The sequence below is a fragment of the Planomonospora parontospora genome (assembly GCA_014647935.1).
Lineage (GTDB): Bacteria > Actinomycetota > Actinomycetes > Streptosporangiales > Streptosporangiaceae > Planomonospora > Planomonospora parontospora.
In genome coordinates this window covers 304721-319914 of record BMQD01000006.1, presented here as the reverse complement: position 1 = coordinate 319914, position 15194 = coordinate 304721, and the positions used below count along the sequence as shown (strand labels likewise).

Genomic DNA, 15194 nt, shown 5'->3' with positions numbered 1-15194 from the left:
GTTCATGTGAACATGAAGTCAAGCTCCGGAGAGACGGTCGAGATCGGCGAGCTGGCGGCCCGGTACGGCCTGGCCGCGCACGTCCTGCGCCACTGGGAGGCGGTGGGCCTGCTCAGTCCGGCGCGGCAAGGCAACGGCCGCCGCCGCTACGGCCCGCAGGACGACGCCCGGGTCGCGCTGATCGTGCGGGCCAAGGAGGCGGGGGCCTCACTGGAGCAGATCCGCGACCTGCTGGCCGCGGGCGACGGCGCGGGCAGACGCGAGGTCCTCGCGCGGCACCGGGCCGCCCTCGCGCTCCGGATGGAGCGCATCCGCTCGTCCATGGAGATGATCGGGCACGTGATGGAGTGCCCGGCGGAGGACTTCTTCGAGTGCCCGGAGTTTCAGCGGATGCTCGGGGCCGACCGGGTCCGGACGCCCCGGGCTTCGACCGGCCGGCCGGTCGCCGCGGACTCCTCAGGCGCCGAAGGCGCGGCGGTAGGCCGACGGTGAGGTGCGCATCGCCCGGGTGAAGTGGTGGCGGAAGGTGACCGGGCTGTCGAAGCCGACCGCGGCGGCGACCTCCTCGACCGGGACGGAGGTGGACTCCAGCAGGGGCAGGCTGGCCGCGATCCGCTGGGAGACGACCCAGCGCAGCGGGCTGGTCCCGGTCTGGCGGCCGAAGCGCCTGATGAAGGTGCGCGGCGACACGCGTGCGGCCTCGGCCAGGTCGGCGACCGTGATGGGGCCGGAGAGGTGGCTCAGGGCCCAGTCCATCGCGCGGGCCACCGCGTCGTCGTCCTCCACGGGGGCGACCGCCGCCTGCACGAACTGGGCCTGCCCGCCGTCCCGGTGCGGCGGGATGACCAGCCGGCGCGCGACCGCGTTGGCCACGCCCGCGCCGTGGTCCCTGCGCACGAGGTGGACCAGCAGGTCCAGCCCGGCCGCGCTGCCCGCGCTGGTCAGCACGTCGCCGCCGTCCACGTAGAGCACGTCCGGGTTCACCCGGACCGAGGGGAACCTCCGCTGGAGCAGCTCGGCGTACCTCCAGTGGGTCGTCGCCTCCCGCCCGTCCAGCAGGCCGGCGGCGGCCAGCGCGAACGCCCCCGAACAGATCGAGACGACCCGCGCGCCCCGGTCGCGCGCCGCCCGCAGGGCCGCCACCACGCCGGGGGAGACCTCGCCCCGCACGTCCGGCACCCCCGGGACGATCACCGTGTCCGCCGCGGCGAACGCCTCCAGCCCGTGCGGGGCCCGCATGGTGAGCCCGCCCGCCACCCGCAGGTCCGCCGGACTCTCCGCGCAGACCGCCAGCTCGTACCAGGGCACGTCCAGCTCGGGCCGGGGGAGCCCGAAGATCTCCACGACGCACCCCAGCTCGAAGGGGGCCATGCCGTCGAAGGCCAGCACGGAGACGGTGCGGCGCGCGCCGCGCGGGACCGGGGACGGGAGGGGAAGCACCATGGCGAGATCTTAGCGATGGACGGCGTTCACGCCACTGGTGGCACGGTGCGGGACGCGGCACCATTTCCCCATGTCCGCAGTCACCTTCCCCACGTCCGCAGTCACCGCGGTCCCCGCCGCCGCGAACGCCGCGGCCCTCGCCCACTTCGCCGCGCGCCTGGCGTTCGAGACCGACGTGTCCGACGTCGCCGCCGACCTGGCCTCCGGCGTGCCCGGCATCGTCGTGGTCGACTCCCGCAGCCTGGAGAGCTGGGAGCAGGGGCACGTCCAGGGGGCCGTCCACCTGCCCACCGCCGAGATCGCCGCCCGCGCCGCCGAGGTGGTGCCCGCCGGGGCGACCGTGGTCACCTACTGCTGGGGCCCCGGATGCAACGGCGCCACCCGCGCGGCCCTGGAGTTCGCCCGGCTCGGCCACCCGGTCAAGGAAATGCTGGGCGGCTTCGAGTACTGGGCCCGGGAGGGCTTCCCGGTCGAGACCGCCGACGGGGTCTCCCGCCGCCCGGCCGACCCGCTGACCGCGCCGGTCTCCGGCGTCGCCTGCGCCTGCTGACCTCTCGGCCGCCGGGCCGGGTACGGCCGGGCGGGCCGTCTCCGACGGGGACGGGCCCACCGTCCCCGGTACGGTGGGCCCGTCCCCGTCGGAGACGGCCCGCCGTGCTCGGGACGGGATCGTCCAGGAGGGCGGCCCGCCGTGCTCGGGACGGGATCGGAACCTCAGGACGGGATCGGAACGCGGATCGGCTCCAGCCCTTCAGGTTCCTTGCCCGGGTAGGCGCCGCTCAGCATGGTGGCGACCGTGTAGAGGTGCCAGGCCGTACCCGGCTTCTTCACGACCGGGTCGGCGAAGAGCCTGCGGACCTCGTCGGGCCTGACGATGGGGGCCAGCAGGTCGAGGTGGGCCAGGACGTGGTCGCGGAGCACGGCGCTGAGCGCCTCGCCCGGGCTGGTCCGCCAGCTCCAGCCGCCCCCGGTCTTCGGCGCGGTCAGGAACCCGGGCCTGCGCTGCCACGGACGGTACTTCCGGCCCTCGGTGAACCGCCACGGCTTGCCCTCGATCGGCACGTGCCGCAGCCGGGGTGCGAACGTCACGATCAGCTCGTGGATGACCTCCTCCGAGAGCCGCCACGACTGGTCCAGGGCGAGCGCCGCCCGGACCACCCGGTTGTCGAGGAACGGCCGTACCGGGTCGCCCCGGCGCAGCGAGCCCGCCCGGGCGCTCGCCTGCCAGCGGCCGACCTTGTACCAGACGTACATGTGGTCGAGCGCCTCCATGGCGTCCGGCCGCTCCTGCCAGGGCTTCGCGAGGGCGCGGGCGTGCTCGTTGGCCTCGTCGGTGAAGAGCGCGACGTCCTTGGCGAAGAAGGTGGTGTCGATCCGCCTGCGCAGGGCCTTGTCGCTCAGGTCGCTCTGGAGCAGCAGCAGGCTCCCGGCGCGCAGGGTCTCACCGCTCTGCCCCGACATGGTCGGCTTGGCACTGTAGGGCAGGTAGGTCACGATCGACTCGTAGGCCGAGGTCATGCCCTCGCAGGTGCGCAGTGTCTCGTAGGTCCGCGCCAGCGGGTGCTCCACCAGGACCGCGTCCTTCTTCTCGGCGCGGGCCGGCGGGATCACGGTGTGCCCGACTCCGAGCTCGTGGGCGATCCGCCGGGCGAGGACCACGTCCGGGTGGTCGTCGAGCCCGTTCGTCGTGGCCCGGAACGGCACCTTCGCGGCGTGCAGCAGGGCCGCCAGCACACGGGTGTCCCGGCCGCCGGTCAGCGCCAGGTTCACCGGCTCGCCCGCCTCGCGCAGCGGCGCCACGGTCGCCAGCAGCGCCTCGGCCAGCTCCCCGACGAGGGCCCTGCGCCGCCTGCCCGAGGCGGGCGCGGGCCCGGCCACCGGGAGCGGGACCGAGGCGACCGTACGGCGGCCGTCCCGGACGGTGACCGTCGACGACGGCGGCAGCGCGGAGACCCCCGCGTAGGGCGTCTCGTCGGAGAGGAAGAAGCCCTGGCGGATCATCGTCTGCAGCGCGGGCACGTCCCACTCGACCCGGTCGCCGCCGCAGGCCAGGTGGACCAGGAGGGCACGGCTGCCGACCACGTGCAGATCGGGGGTCTCGGCGTGGAAGACCGGGCAGACCCGGTTGATCGCGGTGGCCGCGGAGAGCTCGCCGGGGGCCGCCCGGAACACCGAGAAGCACCCGCCGACGGCGTCGGTGCGCAGCTCGGGAACGTGCGCGAGCCGTTCGACGTCCCGTGGTTCGGCCAGGTGGCCGTTGACGCCGGTCACCCGGTCGGGCTCGGTGAACAGGAGCTCGGGGCGGCGGGAGTCGTCGGGCTCGTTGGTCCAGGCGAACAGGGAGACGCCGGGGCGGTGCCACTCGCGGGCCCTGATGACCTCCGGCGGGACCGGGAACGCGGCGTCGATCGCGCCTCTGACGGTGTGCAGCACCGAATCGGGGACGCCCGCCTTGGGGTCCTTGGCCGCCAGTCCGAGATACACGCGCATGGTCCTGGATCATATGTCGTGTTTTTCTGCGACAACCCGCGCTTCGGGGAACGCCGGGCGCCGTGAACGGATGCTTTCGCGTGCGACCGTCCGGGCGGCGGGTCCGGTGCGCGGGACCCGGGCCGGCGCCGCCCGCGCGCGGGCTCGGGTCCGGTGCGCGGGACCCCGTCCGGAAGGGCCGATCACACGCCGGACACGGTTCGCGCTCGCTTGGGTCAAGCGCCCGGCGCGCGTCGCCGGGACGCCGTCATAGGGGGTGACGCCCATCCCCTCTGGAGGCGACATGAAGTCCCGTCCGCTCGCCATCGCCCTCGCCGTGATCGCCCTGCAGCTCGCCGCCGCGTGCGGCGGGTCATCGGAGAGCGGCACCAGCAAACCCGTCGGAGAGCCGAGGATCCGGCAGGGCGAGGCCGCCGCCCCGCCGGAGCGGCCCGCGGGCCGGGAGGCCGAAGCCCCGGGGCACGCGGAGACCGGCGCCCCCGCAGAGCGCGACTCCGCCCCCGGGCAGGTCTCCACCTTCGCCCTCGACGTGGACACCGCCTCGTACGGCCACGCCAGGCGGGTCCTCACCGAGGGCGGCCGGCCCGACCCCGTCCAGGTCAGACCGGAGGAGTTCGTCAACTCCTTCCGGCAGGACTACGCCGAGCCCGGCGGCGACGGCTTCGCCGTGCACCTGGACGGGGCGCGCCTGCCGGGCAGCGGGGCCGCACTGGTCCGGGTCGGCCTGCAGACCCGCGGAGCCGACCCGGAGACGCGGCGCCCGGCGAACCTGACCTTCGTGGTGGACGTCTCCGGCTCGATGGCCGAGCCCGGACGTCTCGACCTGGTCCGGGAGTCGCTGCACGGGCTCGTCGACCGGCTGGGGCCGGGGGACCGGGTCGCCGTCGTGGCCTTCAGCGACGAGGCGGAGACGCTCGTCCCGATGACCCCGGCCACCGGCAGGGCCGAACTGCACGCGGCCGTCGAGCGGTTGACCGTACGGCAGTCGACGAACCTGGAGGCGGGGCTGGCCGAGGGGTACGCCGAGGCGGCCCGGTCCTTCCGGTCGATGGCCACCAACCGGGTCATCCTGCTCTCCGACGGCCTGGCCAACACCGGTGAGACGAGCTGGCAGGGCATCCTGGACCGGGTGAAGGAGTCCGCCGGGAGGCGGATCACCCTGCTCTGCGTCGGGGTCGGCCGCGAGTACGGCGACGCGCTGATGGAGCAGCTGGCCGACAACGGCGACGGCGCCGCCGTCTACGTCGGCTCGGCCGGCGACGCCCGCGAGGTCTTCGCGGAGCGGCTCACCACCACCCTCGACCTGCGGGCCCGCGACGCCAAGGCCCAGGTCGCCTTCAACCCCTCGGTGGTGGAGTCGTACCGCCTCATCGGCTACGAGAACCGGGAGCTCGCGGCCGAGGACTTCCGCGACGACGCCCGGGACGGCGGCGAGGTCGGACCGGGCCACTCGGTGACGGCCCTGTACCGGGTGAGGCTGCGCGCCGGGGCGTCCGGTCAGCTGGCGACGGCGACCGTGCGGTGGCAGGACCCCGACACCCGTCACCCCGCCGAGGCCAGCCGGTCGCTGGACGAGCGCGACCTGTCCGGTGCCCTGTGGGAGGGGACCTCGCCCAGGTTCCAGGTGGACGTGGTGGCCGCGTCCTTCGCCGAGCACCTGCGCTCCCGCGAGGCGACGGCCGGCCTGGACCTCCGCGAGCTCGGCCGGCACGCGGCCCGCCTGGCGGAGACGACCGAGGACCCGATGGTGACGGAGCTGGCCGGCCTGATCGACCGGGCCGCCGCACTCGGCTAGGCCGTCCCCGGGAGCCGTGACCGTCGGCCGTGCCCGGCGGTTACGGGGTGCGGGCGGTTGTCCTATACACTGGCGTGGTGCCGCTGGGGTGAACGCCCCGAGCGCGCACCGAGGGGCTATGGCGCAGCTGGTAGCGCGCCTCCATGGCATGGAGGAGGTCTGGGGTTCGAATCCCCATAGCTCCACCTCGGGGCCGTTGTCGAAACGGCCCGAAGCGCGTCGACGAGATCCCGTCCGATCATTCCGATCGGACGGGATCTCGTCGTTTTCCCGGTCGGTGGATCCGGCCGAGCAGGTCGCCGTCGCAGGCCGGTCCGCTCAGTAGCCGCTGCGGCGGGGGGCGGCGGCCGGGCGGCGGGAGAGATCGGTCCGGGCCGTGGGCTTGAGGTCGCGCGCCGGGTGTCCGTGCCGGTGCGGCGACCTGGTGCGGGGGTCGGTCCCGGGTCGGCCGATCGGGGCGGGAAGTTCGATGCGCATGCTCTCTCCTTGTGGTTCTAAGCCCTGGTGAGCCAGGTGACCTGGGCGCCGTTGCCGAAGGTCTCGCGCCGGGTGGGGGTGAACAGGGTGGGGCGGAACCCTCCGGCGAACATGGGGATGCCCGCGCCGGCCACCACGGGGTAGCTCTTGAGGATGATCTCGTCGATCTCCGTGAGCAGGGAGGCGGCGAGCCTGCCGCCGCCGCAGAGGTAGACGTCCATGCCGGTGTCCTCGGCCTTCAGCCGCCGGACGAGCCCGATCGGGTCGCCGGTCTCCACCTGCACCGTGGGGTCGTCGATCGTCAGCGTGCTGGAGACGACGTACTGGCGCAGGTGGGAGTAGGGGCTGGTGGTGGGGACGTCCAGGGCCGGCTCGTAGGTGCCGCGGCCCATCACCAGCGTGTCGAAGGCCTTGTTGGGCGCGTCGTCGAGGCCGACGAGCCTGCGGATGTGGGTGGGGAGCGTCTCGGGGTAGCGCGCGTTGATCCAGGCGGCCATCTCCTCCGACACCGGGTAGAAGTCGAACTCGGCGTCGGGGCCTGCGATGTAGCCGTCGAGGGAGACGCCGACGTAGTAGACGAGCTTTCGCATATCGAATAACTCCTGATGAAGTACTCTGTGTGTAGTGCTTGAAACGTAGTACTACGAGCGGAGTGGTGTCAAGTGCGGAGGAACCCCGAGCGGCGGCAGGCGTCAGGCGCGGCTGGGCTCGGGGATCTCGTCGAGGACCTTGGGCACGCCCCGCAGCGCGAACAGGGACGCCACCGCGAGGACGGCGAGGATGCCCGCCCCGGTGAGCACGGTCGTCTGCAGGGCCCCGACGAACGCCTGACGCGCGGCTCCGGCGACGGCTCCGGCGAGCTCCCCGGGCAGCGTCGCGGCGGTGGCGAGCGCGCCGCCGAGGGTGTCGCGGATCTGCTCCGCGGCTCCGGCGGGGAGCCCGGCGGGCAGCTCCAGCCCGCCGCGGTAGGCACTGCTCAGCACGGTCCCGAGTACGGCGATGCCCAGCGCGCCGCCCATCTCGCTCGCGGTCTCGGAGATCGCCGCGGCGGCTCCGGCGCGCTCCCGGGGGGCCGAGGCGATGACGGTGTCGTTGACGACGGCGAAGGTCAGCCCGATGCCGGTGCTGGTGAGGATCATCGTGGCGGCGAGGTAGGGGTAGTGGACCTCGAGGCCCACCCGGCTGTAGAGGGCGAACCCGGCCGCGGCCAGCGCCATGCCCAGCGCGACGGTCCGGGCGCGTCCCATCCGGGTGATCAGCGGGGCCGCGGCCGAGCCGCCGATCGCGGCCCCCACCCCGCCGGGCAGGCCCGCCAGGCCCGCCGCCAGCGGCGACCAGCCCAGGACGAGCTGGAAGTACTGGGCGAAGAGGAGGGACATGGCGATCATGGCGAACATGGCGACGAGGGTGGAGCCCACCGCGGCGGAGAAGGCGTGGTTGCGGAAGAGCCGGACGTCGATGAGCGGCTCGGCCAGCCGGGCCTGACGGCGGACGAACACCGCCAGCGTGACGACGCCGACCACGGCCGCCGCGATCACCGCGGTCTGGCCGGCTCCCCCGTGGGCGGCCTCCTTCAGCGCGTAGACGACCGCGACGATCCCGGTGAAGGAGAGCGGCACGCTGACCAGGTCGATCCGGCCGGGGCGGGGGTTGCGCGATTCGGGCAGCACGGCCAGCCCCGCGACGAGGATCACCGCGACCACCGGCAGGTTGACCAGGAAGACCGATCCCCAGAAGAACTCGTTCAGCAGGGCGCCGCCCACCAGCGGGCCGAGGGCGAAGCCGGCCGCGCCGATGCTGCTCCAGATGCCCACCGCGGTGGTCCGCTCCGCGGAGTCGGTGAAGACGTTGCGGATCAGCGAGAGGGTCGACGGCATGATGGTGGCCCCCGCGACGCCCAGCAGCGCCCGCGCGGCGATGAGCAGTTCGGGGGTGGGGGCGTAGGCGGTCAGCAGGGAGGCCGCGCCGAACGCGGCCGTGCCGAAGAGCAGCAGCCGCCTGCGGCCGATCCGGTCACCCAGGTTGCCCATGGTGACCAGCAGCCCGGCCAGCGCGAAGCCGTACACGTCGGCGATCCAGAGCTGCTGGGTCGCCGACGGGGCCAGGTCCTCGACCAGCTTGGGCACGGCGAGGTGGAGCACGGTCAGGTCGACGGAGAGCATCAGCATGGCCAGGCACGCGATCACGAGCGTGCCCCACTTGCGGGAGTCGTTTCTCATGCCGTCAGCGTCGGCGACGGCGCTGACGGATCACCGACCGAGCACTGACGGGCACCGACCGGCTGCTGACGGATCACCGACCGAGCGCCGACGGACATCGACCGGCTGCTGACGGATCATCGGCCGAGTGCGGACAGGTGCTCGCCGATGACGGTGAGCGGCGCCGGCCGCGGCACGGCGCCGAGGACGGACCTGCCGCCGCGGACCGCCTCGACACCCCGCGCGCGGGCCGCCTCGTAGGCGGCGCCGCCGATCAGGGCGCGGCATCGACCGGCCACCCGGGCGGCGTCGGGATCGTTCGCGGATGGAAGACCCCGCAGCGCGGCGCCCGCGCCCAGCAGCAGGGCGGCCCGCTCGCCGTCCCGCTCCAGCAGCGCCACCCCGGCGAGGCCTTCGGCGACGCGGGCCGCCAGAGTCAGGTCGCGGACGCCGCGCCCGGTCGTGAACGCCCGCCGGTACCAGGCCAGGGCCCCGGCGGCGTCGCCCTCCGCCTCGGCCACCCACCCCAGCGCGACGCACACGCGGGCCCGCGTCTCCTCGACGTCGAACCACCCCGCCGAGCACTCGGCGAGCGCCGCCTCGCAGCTGCGGCGCGCCTCCTCCAGGTCGCCCCGGAACCGGGCGATCTCGCCCAGTCCGAGGTGGGCGGCGGCCAGCACCTCCCAGGCGCCCGCCCGCCGCCCGAGCTCGGCCGCCCGCTCGTAGTCGGCGCGCGCCCCCGCCGTGTCCCCGTCGCGGAGTCGCCCGTCGGCGCGGCGGTGCAGCAGCTCGGCCACGTCGATGGCGGCGCCCAGCCGCTCGGCGAGGGCCAGCGCCTGGTCCGTCAGCGAGGAGGCCTTCGCCCGCTCCCCGCGCCGGCCGGCGATGTCGGCCAGGCCGGAGATCGCCTGCGCCATGCCCCACCGGTCGCCGACGGACCGGAAGTCCGCGAGCGCGAGCGCGAACTCCTGCCCGGCCTCCTCCAGATCCCCGTCGAACAGCCGGAAGTACGCCCATCCGAAGTGGCCGATCGCCGACAGCCACGGGTCGTTCACCTCGATCCGCTCCCAGCGGCGCATCATCTCCCGGGCGACGTCCGGCTCCGGCGGGCCGGCGACCATCGCCCACAGGACGTTGGCGAACGGCTGCCGGGGCATGCTGTCCCGCTCGTTCATGATCTTGCGGACGGCCTCCAGGTGGGCGTCCAGCCGGCGGTCCCCGCCGCCGCCCGAGACGGCGGTCATCACGCAGAGCGCGTACTCGTCGGCCAGCCCGGCCGGGGGACCGGCGTCGAGCCCGTCGAGGAGGTCGCGGGCGAGCGCCGACGCCTCGCTGCGCAGGGAGCGCAACCACCAGTAGCACGTCAGGGCGGCCAGCAGCCGCAGGGCCGGTCCGAGGTCCCCGGCCCTGGCCGCCCGGTGCAGCGCGGCGTGCAGGTTGTCGTGCTCGTGGTCCAGCCGCTCCAGCCACTCCAGCTGCCCGTCGCGGCGCAGGTGGGGGTCGGCGGTCTCGGCGAGGCCGAGGAAATGGTCCAGATGGGCCCGGCGCAGCCGCTCCTCCTCGCCCGCCTCGGCGAGCCGCTCGGCGCAGAAGGCGCGGATCGTCTCCAGCATCCGGTAGCGTCCGCCGACCACCTCGACGAAGGACTTGTCCACCAGCGAGGCGAGGACGCCGTCGGCGTCGGCCACTCCGCAGACCCGCTCGGCGGCCTCCAGGGTGGCCCCGCCCGCGAAGACGGTCAGCCGCCTGGCCATCGTCCTCTCGTCCTCGTCCAGCAGGTCCCAGCTCCAGCCCACGACCGCGTGCAGCGTCCGGTGGCGGGGCTGGGCCGTACGGCTGCCGCGCGACAGCAGCCGGAAGCGGTCGTCGAGCCGGGCGGCGATCTCCACGGCGGTGAGTGAGCGCAGCCTGGCCGCGGCCAGCTCGATCGCCAGGGGCAGGCCGTCGAGGGACCGGCAGATCTGCACGACGGCCCGGGCGGTGGCGTCGTCCGCACCGGACTCCGGGCCGGAGCCGAGGGTGAAGTCCGGTCGCACGGCCGAGGCCCGCTCCGCGAACAGCCGCACCGAGGCCGCCCGCTCGGGGGGGTCGCCCGGTCCGGGCAGTTCCAGGGGCGGGACGGGGCAGAGCACCTCGCCCGTGATGCCGAGCGCCTCCCGGCTGGTGGCCAGCACCCGCACTCCCGGGCAGGCGCTCAGCAGCCGGTCGGCGAGGCGTGCGGCGTCGTCCACCACGTGCTCGCAGTTGTCGAGGACCAGCAGGACGCTCCGGCCGGTGAGCGCGGCGACCAGCCGGCCGGTCGGGTCGGGCGCGGGCTGCTGCCGGTTCGGCGCCGAGAGCAGACCGGTCTCGCGCAGTCCGAGCGCGCCGAGCACCGCCTGCGGCACCTCCGCGCCGTCGCCGAGCGGTCCGAGCTCCACGAAGCAGACCTCGCCGTCCAGGCGCCCGGCGGCCTCGGTGGCGAGCCTGGTCTTGCCGGTCCCGCCGGGACCGGTGAGCGTGACCAGCCGGCCGCCGCCGAGCAGGACCCGGATCCGCTCCAGTTCGTCCGCGCGCCCGATCAGCGGGGTGAGGTGGGCCGGCAGCCCGCGGGGCAGGTCCGGGGGAGGATCCGCGGTGTCCGCGGTGCCGGCGGTTCCGGCGGGGGCGAGGGAGGGCTCGGCCCGCAGGATCGCGAGGTGGGTCGCGGTCAGTCCGGCGGACGGGTCGGCGCCGAGCTCCTCGGCGAGCCGCCGCCGGATCCCCTCGAACACCGCCAGCGCGTCGGCCTGCCTGCCGCACGCGTACAGCGCCCGCATGAGCTGCCCGGCGGGCCGCTCCCGCAGGGGGTGCGCGGCGACCAGCTCCTGGAGCACGGTCACCGCCTCCCGGTGGCGGCCGGTCGCCAGCTCGGCCTCCGCGCGGTCCTCGGCGGCGGCCAGCCGCGCCTCCTCCAGCCGTACGGCCTGCGCCGCGGCGAACGGCGCGTCGCCGACGTCGGCCAGCGCGGGCCCGCGCCAGAGGCCGAGCGCCTCCTCCAGCAGCGCCGAGGCCCGCTCCGGGTCGCCGGCGGAGAGCGCCCGGCGGCCCTCGGCGGCCAGCCGCTCGAACCGGCACGCGTCCACGGCCTCGGGATCGACGGCGATCAGGTAGCCCGCCGGGCGGCGGACGACCAGCTCGCCGCCGTCGCCCCGGTCGCCGAGGAGGGCGCGGAGCCGGGAGACCTGCGCCTGGAGGGCTCCCACGGAGTCACCGGGGGCCCGGCCGTCACCGTAGAGGCCGCCGACCAGCCGCTCGACGGTGACGACCCGTCCGGCGTCGAGCAGCAGCAGGGCCAGCAACGCCCGCAACCGGGGCCCGCCGACGGCGACAGCGCGCCCGTCGCCGAGCCGGACCTCCAGAGCCCCCAGGACACCGAACCGCATGGCGGGATTGTCCCAGGAGCCGGGGGAATCCGGCGAACCCGGAGAGCCGGGGGAAGAGCCCGGGAACGCGGCGAGCCGTACGGGAGGGTCCCCGTACGGCTCGCTCCGGTGCGGCAGGCGAAAGCCCGCAGAGCCCCATAGGGGCCCATAGGGGTCCGCGGAGGCCCCCGGAGGCCCCCGGAGGCCCCCGGAGGCCCCGGAGGCACGGTCAGCGGGCGGTGACCTCCGCGAAGTGGCAGGCCACCGGGTGGCCGTTGCCCCGGTCGACGAGTGCGGGCTCCTCGACGGCGCAGATCTCCTGGGCCTTCCAGCAGCGGGTGCGGAAGCGGCAGCCGCTCGGCGGGTTCAGGGGGCTGGGCACGTCGCCGGTGAGGATGACGCGCTCGCGGGCGCGCTCCTCCTTCGGGTTGGCCGTGGGGGCGGCCGAGAGGAGCGCCTGCGTGTAGGGGTGCGCGGGGCGGTCGTAGAGGTCGTCCCGGGGACCGGTCTCGATGACCTTGCCCAGGTACATCACCGCGACCCGGTCGGAGATGTGGCGGACCACCGACAGGTCGTGCGCGATGAAGATGTAGGCCAGGCCGAGCCGCTCCTGCAGGTCCTCCAGCAGGTTCACCACGCCCGCCTGGACCGACACGTCCAGCGCCGAGACCGGCTCGTCCAGCACCAGCAGCTTCGGCTCCAGCGCCAGGGCGCGGGCGATGCCGACGCGCTGGCGCTGGCCGCCGGAGAACTCGTGCGGGTAGCGGTTGCCGTGCTCGGGGCTGAGCCCGACCAGGCGCAGCAGCTCCGCCACCCGGTCCGGGCCGCCGTCCTTCCAGCGCCCGTGGACCTTCAGCGGCTCGGCGATGATGTCGTTGACCGGCAGCTTCGGGTTGAGCGAGGCGTACGGGTCCTGGAAGACGATCTGCATGTCCCGCCGGACCGGCTGGAGCCGCTTGGCCGACAGGCCGACCAGCTCCCGGCCCTGGAACCGGACCGAGCCGGAGGTGGGCGTGTGCAGCTGGAGGATCGCGCGGCCCGTCGTGGACTTGCCGCAGCCGGACTCGCCCACCACGCCGAGGGTCTCGCCCTCGTCCACGTGCATGGAGACCCCGCTGACGGCCTGGACGTGGGCCACCACCCGGCGCAGGAGACCGCCGCCGCGGACCGGGAAGTTCATCACCAGGTCCTTGACCTCGAGCAGGTGGGCGCCGGTGTCCGGCTCGCGCTGGGGCGCGGGCGTCTCCTCGGTCTTCACGCTCATGCCACGGTCTCACTCTCGGTGCGGAAGAACTCGGTCGGGTCCTCGGCCGCGGCCAGCCGGTCCCAGTGGTGGCAGGCCGCGTAGTGCCCGCCGCTGTCGGTCTCGGCCAGCGGGGGCTCGGAGCTCCGGCAGACGTCCGTGGCCAGCGGGCAGCGCGGCGAGAACGGGCAGCCGGTCGGCAGGTTGATCAGCGACGGGGGCGTGCCCTTGATCGGGCGCAGCCGGGCCGAGCCGCTGCCCTTGTCCAGCGAGGGGATCGACCCGAGCAGACCCGCGGTGTACGGCATGCGGGGCTCCTCGAACACCGGGTCGGTGTCGCCGAGCTCGACCGGGCGCCCGGCGTACATGACCAGGACCCGGTGGGCCATGCCCGCGATGACGCCCAGGTCGTGCGTGATCAGCACGATGGCGGCGTTGACCGCGTCCTTGACCTCCAGGAGCTTCTCCAGGATCTGCGCCTGGACGGTCACGTCGAGGGCCGTGGTCGGCTCGTCGGCGATGATGACGTCCGGGTTGTTGATGACCGCCATGGCGATCATCGCTCGCTGCCGCATGCCGCCGGAGAACTCGTGCGGGTAGCTGCGCAGCCGCGCCTCGGCCTGCGGGATGCCGACCAGGTCGAGCATCTCCTTGGCCCGGGCCAGGGCGGTCTTGCGCGGCATGAGCTCGTGCGCGAGCACGGCCTCGGCCAGCTGGTCGCCGATGGTGTAGACGGGGTTGAGCGCCGTCATCGGGTCCTGGAAGACCATGGCGATCTTCCGGCCGCGCAGGCCCCGCTGCTTGCGGGCGGACATCTTCAGCATGTCGTCGCCGCGGAACAGGATCCGCCCCTTGATCCGGGCGCTCCTGGGCAGCAGGCCCATGACGGCCAGCGACGAGACGGACTTGCCGGAGCCGGACTCGCCGACGATGCCGAGCACCTCGCGCTCGCGCAGGGTGTAGGAGACGCCCCGGACCGCGTGCACGACGCCGTCCTCGGTGGGGAACTCCACGGTCAGGTTCTCGACCTTGAGGATCTCCTCCTCCGAGGGCGGGCGCACGGCGTCCAGCGTCAGGCCGACGTGCACGTCCTCGGCGGAGTCGGTCACGTGGGAGGAGAGCTCGAAGGTGTGCGGGTCGTCCACGCGGGGCTCGATCGGCACGTTCGGGGAAGTCGTCATTAGGCACGCACCCGGGTCTGTCGGGGGTCGAAGGCGTCGCGCAGGCCGTCACCGATGAAGTTGATCGAGAGCGCGATCAGGATGATGAACAGGCCGGGCCACCAGAACAGCCACGGGCGGGTCACCATGGCGCTGCGGTAGCGGCTGATGAGCTGGCCGAGCGAGGTGTCCGGCGCCTGGACGCCGAGGCCGAGGAAGGACAGCGCCGACTCCAGCAGCACCGCGTTGGCGACCGAGAGCGTGGCCGCGACGATGATGACGCCGACGGTGTTCGGCAGGATGTGCCGGAAGATGATCCGCTTGGCCGAGGTGCCGACCGCCCGGGCGGCCTCGACGAACTCCTTCTCCCGCAGGGAGAGGAACTCGCCGCGGACCAGGCGGCCCAGGGTGGGCCAGAGCACCAGGCCGAGGAAGAGCCCGAGGACGACGGCGCCGCTGTCGCCCATCATCCGGCCGATCACCGCCGCGATGATGAGCACCGGGATGGTGATCATCACGTCGGTGAGGCGCATGAGCGTGGCCTCGGCCGCGCCGCGGAAGTAGCCGGCCGCGGCGCCGACGACGGTACCGACGGCGGTGGCGACGATGCCGACGAGGAACGCGATGATCAGCGACTGCTGGGCGCCGCGCATGGTCAGCGCGAAGTAGTCGATGCCGATGTCGTCCTGGCCGAAGGGGTGCTCGCCGATGCGGAAGCCGTCCCCGCCGAGGAATTCGGGGACGAGGCTGAGGGTCGGCTTGCCCTGGTTCACCAGCGCGCCGGTGTCGAGGTAGCTCTTGTCCCACCAGCCGGGGATGCCGGCGAAGCCGATCGAGCTGAACGCCAGGACGACCACGAAACCGAGGATGATCATTCCGGCGAGGGCGGCGCGGTGCCGGAAGAACCGGCGGCGGACCATCTGCCCCTGGGTGCGGGCGGTGATGGTCAGGCCCTGTGCGTCAGGGGCGGTGTCGGGCCCCGGTGCCTGCGCATTGAGCGTCATG

The 15194-nt window shown here is 74.3% G+C and carries 12 protein-coding genes and 1 tRNA gene; 4 read left to right on the top strand and 9 right to left on the bottom strand.

Annotated elements, in window-relative coordinates:
• The first annotated feature begins 12 nt into the window (after window positions 1–12).
• The gene (locus tag IEZ07_RS12415) at window positions 13–492 is read left to right on the top strand and encodes a MerR family transcriptional regulator (protein ID WP_191894880.1); all 480 of its coding nucleotides are present in this window, start codon (window positions 13–15) and stop codon (window positions 490–492) included.
• Here IEZ07_RS12415 and IEZ07_RS12410 read toward each other — a convergent pair.
• Window positions 457–1443 (bottom strand): helix-turn-helix domain-containing protein, encoded by a 987-nt coding sequence (locus tag IEZ07_RS12410; RefSeq protein ID WP_191894879.1) that lies wholly within the window; start codon window positions 1441–1443, stop codon window positions 457–459. The genes IEZ07_RS12415 and IEZ07_RS12410 overlap by 36 nt on opposite strands.
• A 70-nt stretch (window positions 1444–1513) precedes the next feature.
• Between IEZ07_RS12410 and IEZ07_RS12405 the strand changes: the two genes are divergently transcribed.
• Window positions 1514–1993 (top strand): rhodanese-like domain-containing protein, encoded by a 480-nt coding sequence (locus IEZ07_RS12405; protein WP_191894878.1) that lies wholly within the window; start codon window positions 1514–1516, stop codon window positions 1991–1993.
• Between the two features lie 164 nt (window positions 1994–2157).
• Here IEZ07_RS12405 and IEZ07_RS12400 read toward each other — a convergent pair whose 3' ends face one another.
• A complete protein-coding gene (locus tag IEZ07_RS12400) occupies window positions 2158–3933 on the bottom strand; it encodes an asparagine synthase-related protein (RefSeq protein WP_191894877.1) in 1776 nt (591 codons plus the stop codon).
• Between the two features lie 283 nt (window positions 3934–4216).
• On the opposite strand from IEZ07_RS12400, the gene IEZ07_RS12395 reads away from it, so the two are divergent.
• Both IEZ07_RS12395 and IEZ07_RS12390 read left to right on the top strand, forming a co-directional pair.
• Window positions 4217–5728 (top strand): vWA domain-containing protein, encoded by a 1512-nt coding sequence (locus IEZ07_RS12395; protein ID WP_191894876.1) that lies wholly within the window; start codon window positions 4217–4219, stop codon window positions 5726–5728.
• Window positions 5729–5840: 112 nt separating this feature from the next.
• Window positions 5841–5913, top strand: a tRNA-Ala gene (locus tag IEZ07_RS12390).
• Between the two features lie 133 nt (window positions 5914–6046).
• Here IEZ07_RS12390 and IEZ07_RS12385 read toward each other — a convergent pair.
• From IEZ07_RS12385 to IEZ07_RS12355, 7 genes are all read right to left on the bottom strand, one after another.
• Entirely contained in the window at window positions 6047–6205 is a 159-nt protein-coding gene (locus IEZ07_RS12385) for a hypothetical protein (protein ID WP_191894875.1), read from the bottom strand.
• A 17-nt stretch (window positions 6206–6222) separates the two neighbouring features.
• Complete coding sequence (locus IEZ07_RS12380) at window positions 6223–6795, bottom strand: dihydrofolate reductase family protein (protein WP_191894874.1); 573 nt, start codon at window positions 6793–6795, stop codon at window positions 6223–6225.
• Between the two features lie 102 nt (window positions 6796–6897).
• A complete protein-coding gene (locus IEZ07_RS12375; RefSeq protein WP_191894873.1) occupies window positions 6898–8424 on the bottom strand; it encodes an MFS transporter in 1527 nt (508 codons plus the stop codon).
• A 116-nt stretch (window positions 8425–8540) separates the two neighbouring features.
• Window positions 8541–11807, bottom strand: a complete 3267-nt coding sequence (locus tag IEZ07_RS12370; RefSeq protein WP_191894872.1) for an AfsR/SARP family transcriptional regulator — start codon at window positions 11805–11807, stop codon at window positions 8541–8543.
• Between the two features lie 208 nt (window positions 11808–12015).
• Complete coding sequence (locus tag IEZ07_RS12365) at window positions 12016–13050, bottom strand: ABC transporter ATP-binding protein (RefSeq protein ID WP_191894871.1); 1035 nt, start codon at window positions 13048–13050, stop codon at window positions 12016–12018.
• Window positions 13047–14210: an ABC transporter ATP-binding protein gene (locus tag IEZ07_RS12360; protein ID WP_068898814.1), complete on the bottom strand. Its 1164-nt coding sequence runs from the start codon at window positions 14208–14210 to the stop codon at window positions 13047–13049. The genes IEZ07_RS12365 and IEZ07_RS12360 overlap by 4 nt, the downstream gene beginning before the upstream one ends.
• Complete coding sequence (locus tag IEZ07_RS12355) at window positions 14210–15193, bottom strand: ABC transporter permease (protein ID WP_191894870.1); 984 nt, start codon at window positions 15191–15193, stop codon at window positions 14210–14212. The genes IEZ07_RS12360 and IEZ07_RS12355 overlap by 1 nt, the downstream gene beginning before the upstream one ends.
• Window position 15194: the final 1 nt, after the last annotated feature.

Bases quoted from the DNA above. Each gene is read 5' to 3' on its own strand.
- IEZ07_RS12405 (WP_191894878.1), top strand. From the start codon at position 1,514: ATGTCCGCAGTCACCTTCCCCACGTCCGCAGTCACCGCGGTCCCCGCC.
- IEZ07_RS12395 (WP_191894876.1), top strand. From the start codon at position 4,217: ATGAAGTCCCGTCCGCTCGCCATCGCCCTCGCCGTGATCGCCCTGCAG.
- IEZ07_RS12355 (WP_191894870.1), bottom strand. From the start codon at position 15,193: ATGACGCTCAATGCGCAGGCACCGGGGCCCGACACCGCCCCTGACGCA.
- IEZ07_RS12400 (WP_191894877.1), bottom strand. From the start codon at position 3,933: ATGCGCGTGTATCTCGGACTGGCGGCCAAGGACCCCAAGGCGGGCGTC.
- IEZ07_RS12360 (WP_068898814.1), bottom strand. From the start codon at position 14,210: ATGACGACTTCCCCGAACGTGCCGATCGAGCCCCGCGTGGACGACCCG.
- IEZ07_RS12370 (WP_191894872.1), bottom strand. From the start codon at position 11,807: ATGCGGTTCGGTGTCCTGGGGGCTCTGGAGGTCCGGCTCGGCGACGGG.
- IEZ07_RS12380 (WP_191894874.1), bottom strand. From the start codon at position 6,795: ATGCGAAAGCTCGTCTACTACGTCGGCGTCTCCCTCGACGGCTACATC.
- IEZ07_RS12385 (WP_191894875.1), bottom strand. From the start codon at position 6,205: ATGCGCATCGAACTTCCCGCCCCGATCGGCCGACCCGGGACCGACCCC.
- IEZ07_RS12375 (WP_191894873.1), bottom strand. From the start codon at position 8,424: ATGAGAAACGACTCCCGCAAGTGGGGCACGCTCGTGATCGCGTGCCTG.
- IEZ07_RS12410 (WP_191894879.1), bottom strand. From the start codon at position 1,443: ATGGTGCTTCCCCTCCCGTCCCCGGTCCCGCGCGGCGCGCGCCGCACC.
- IEZ07_RS12365 (WP_191894871.1), bottom strand. From the start codon at position 13,050: ATGAGCGTGAAGACCGAGGAGACGCCCGCGCCCCAGCGCGAGCCGGAC.
- IEZ07_RS12415 (WP_191894880.1), top strand. From the start codon at position 13: ATGAAGTCAAGCTCCGGAGAGACGGTCGAGATCGGCGAGCTGGCGGCC.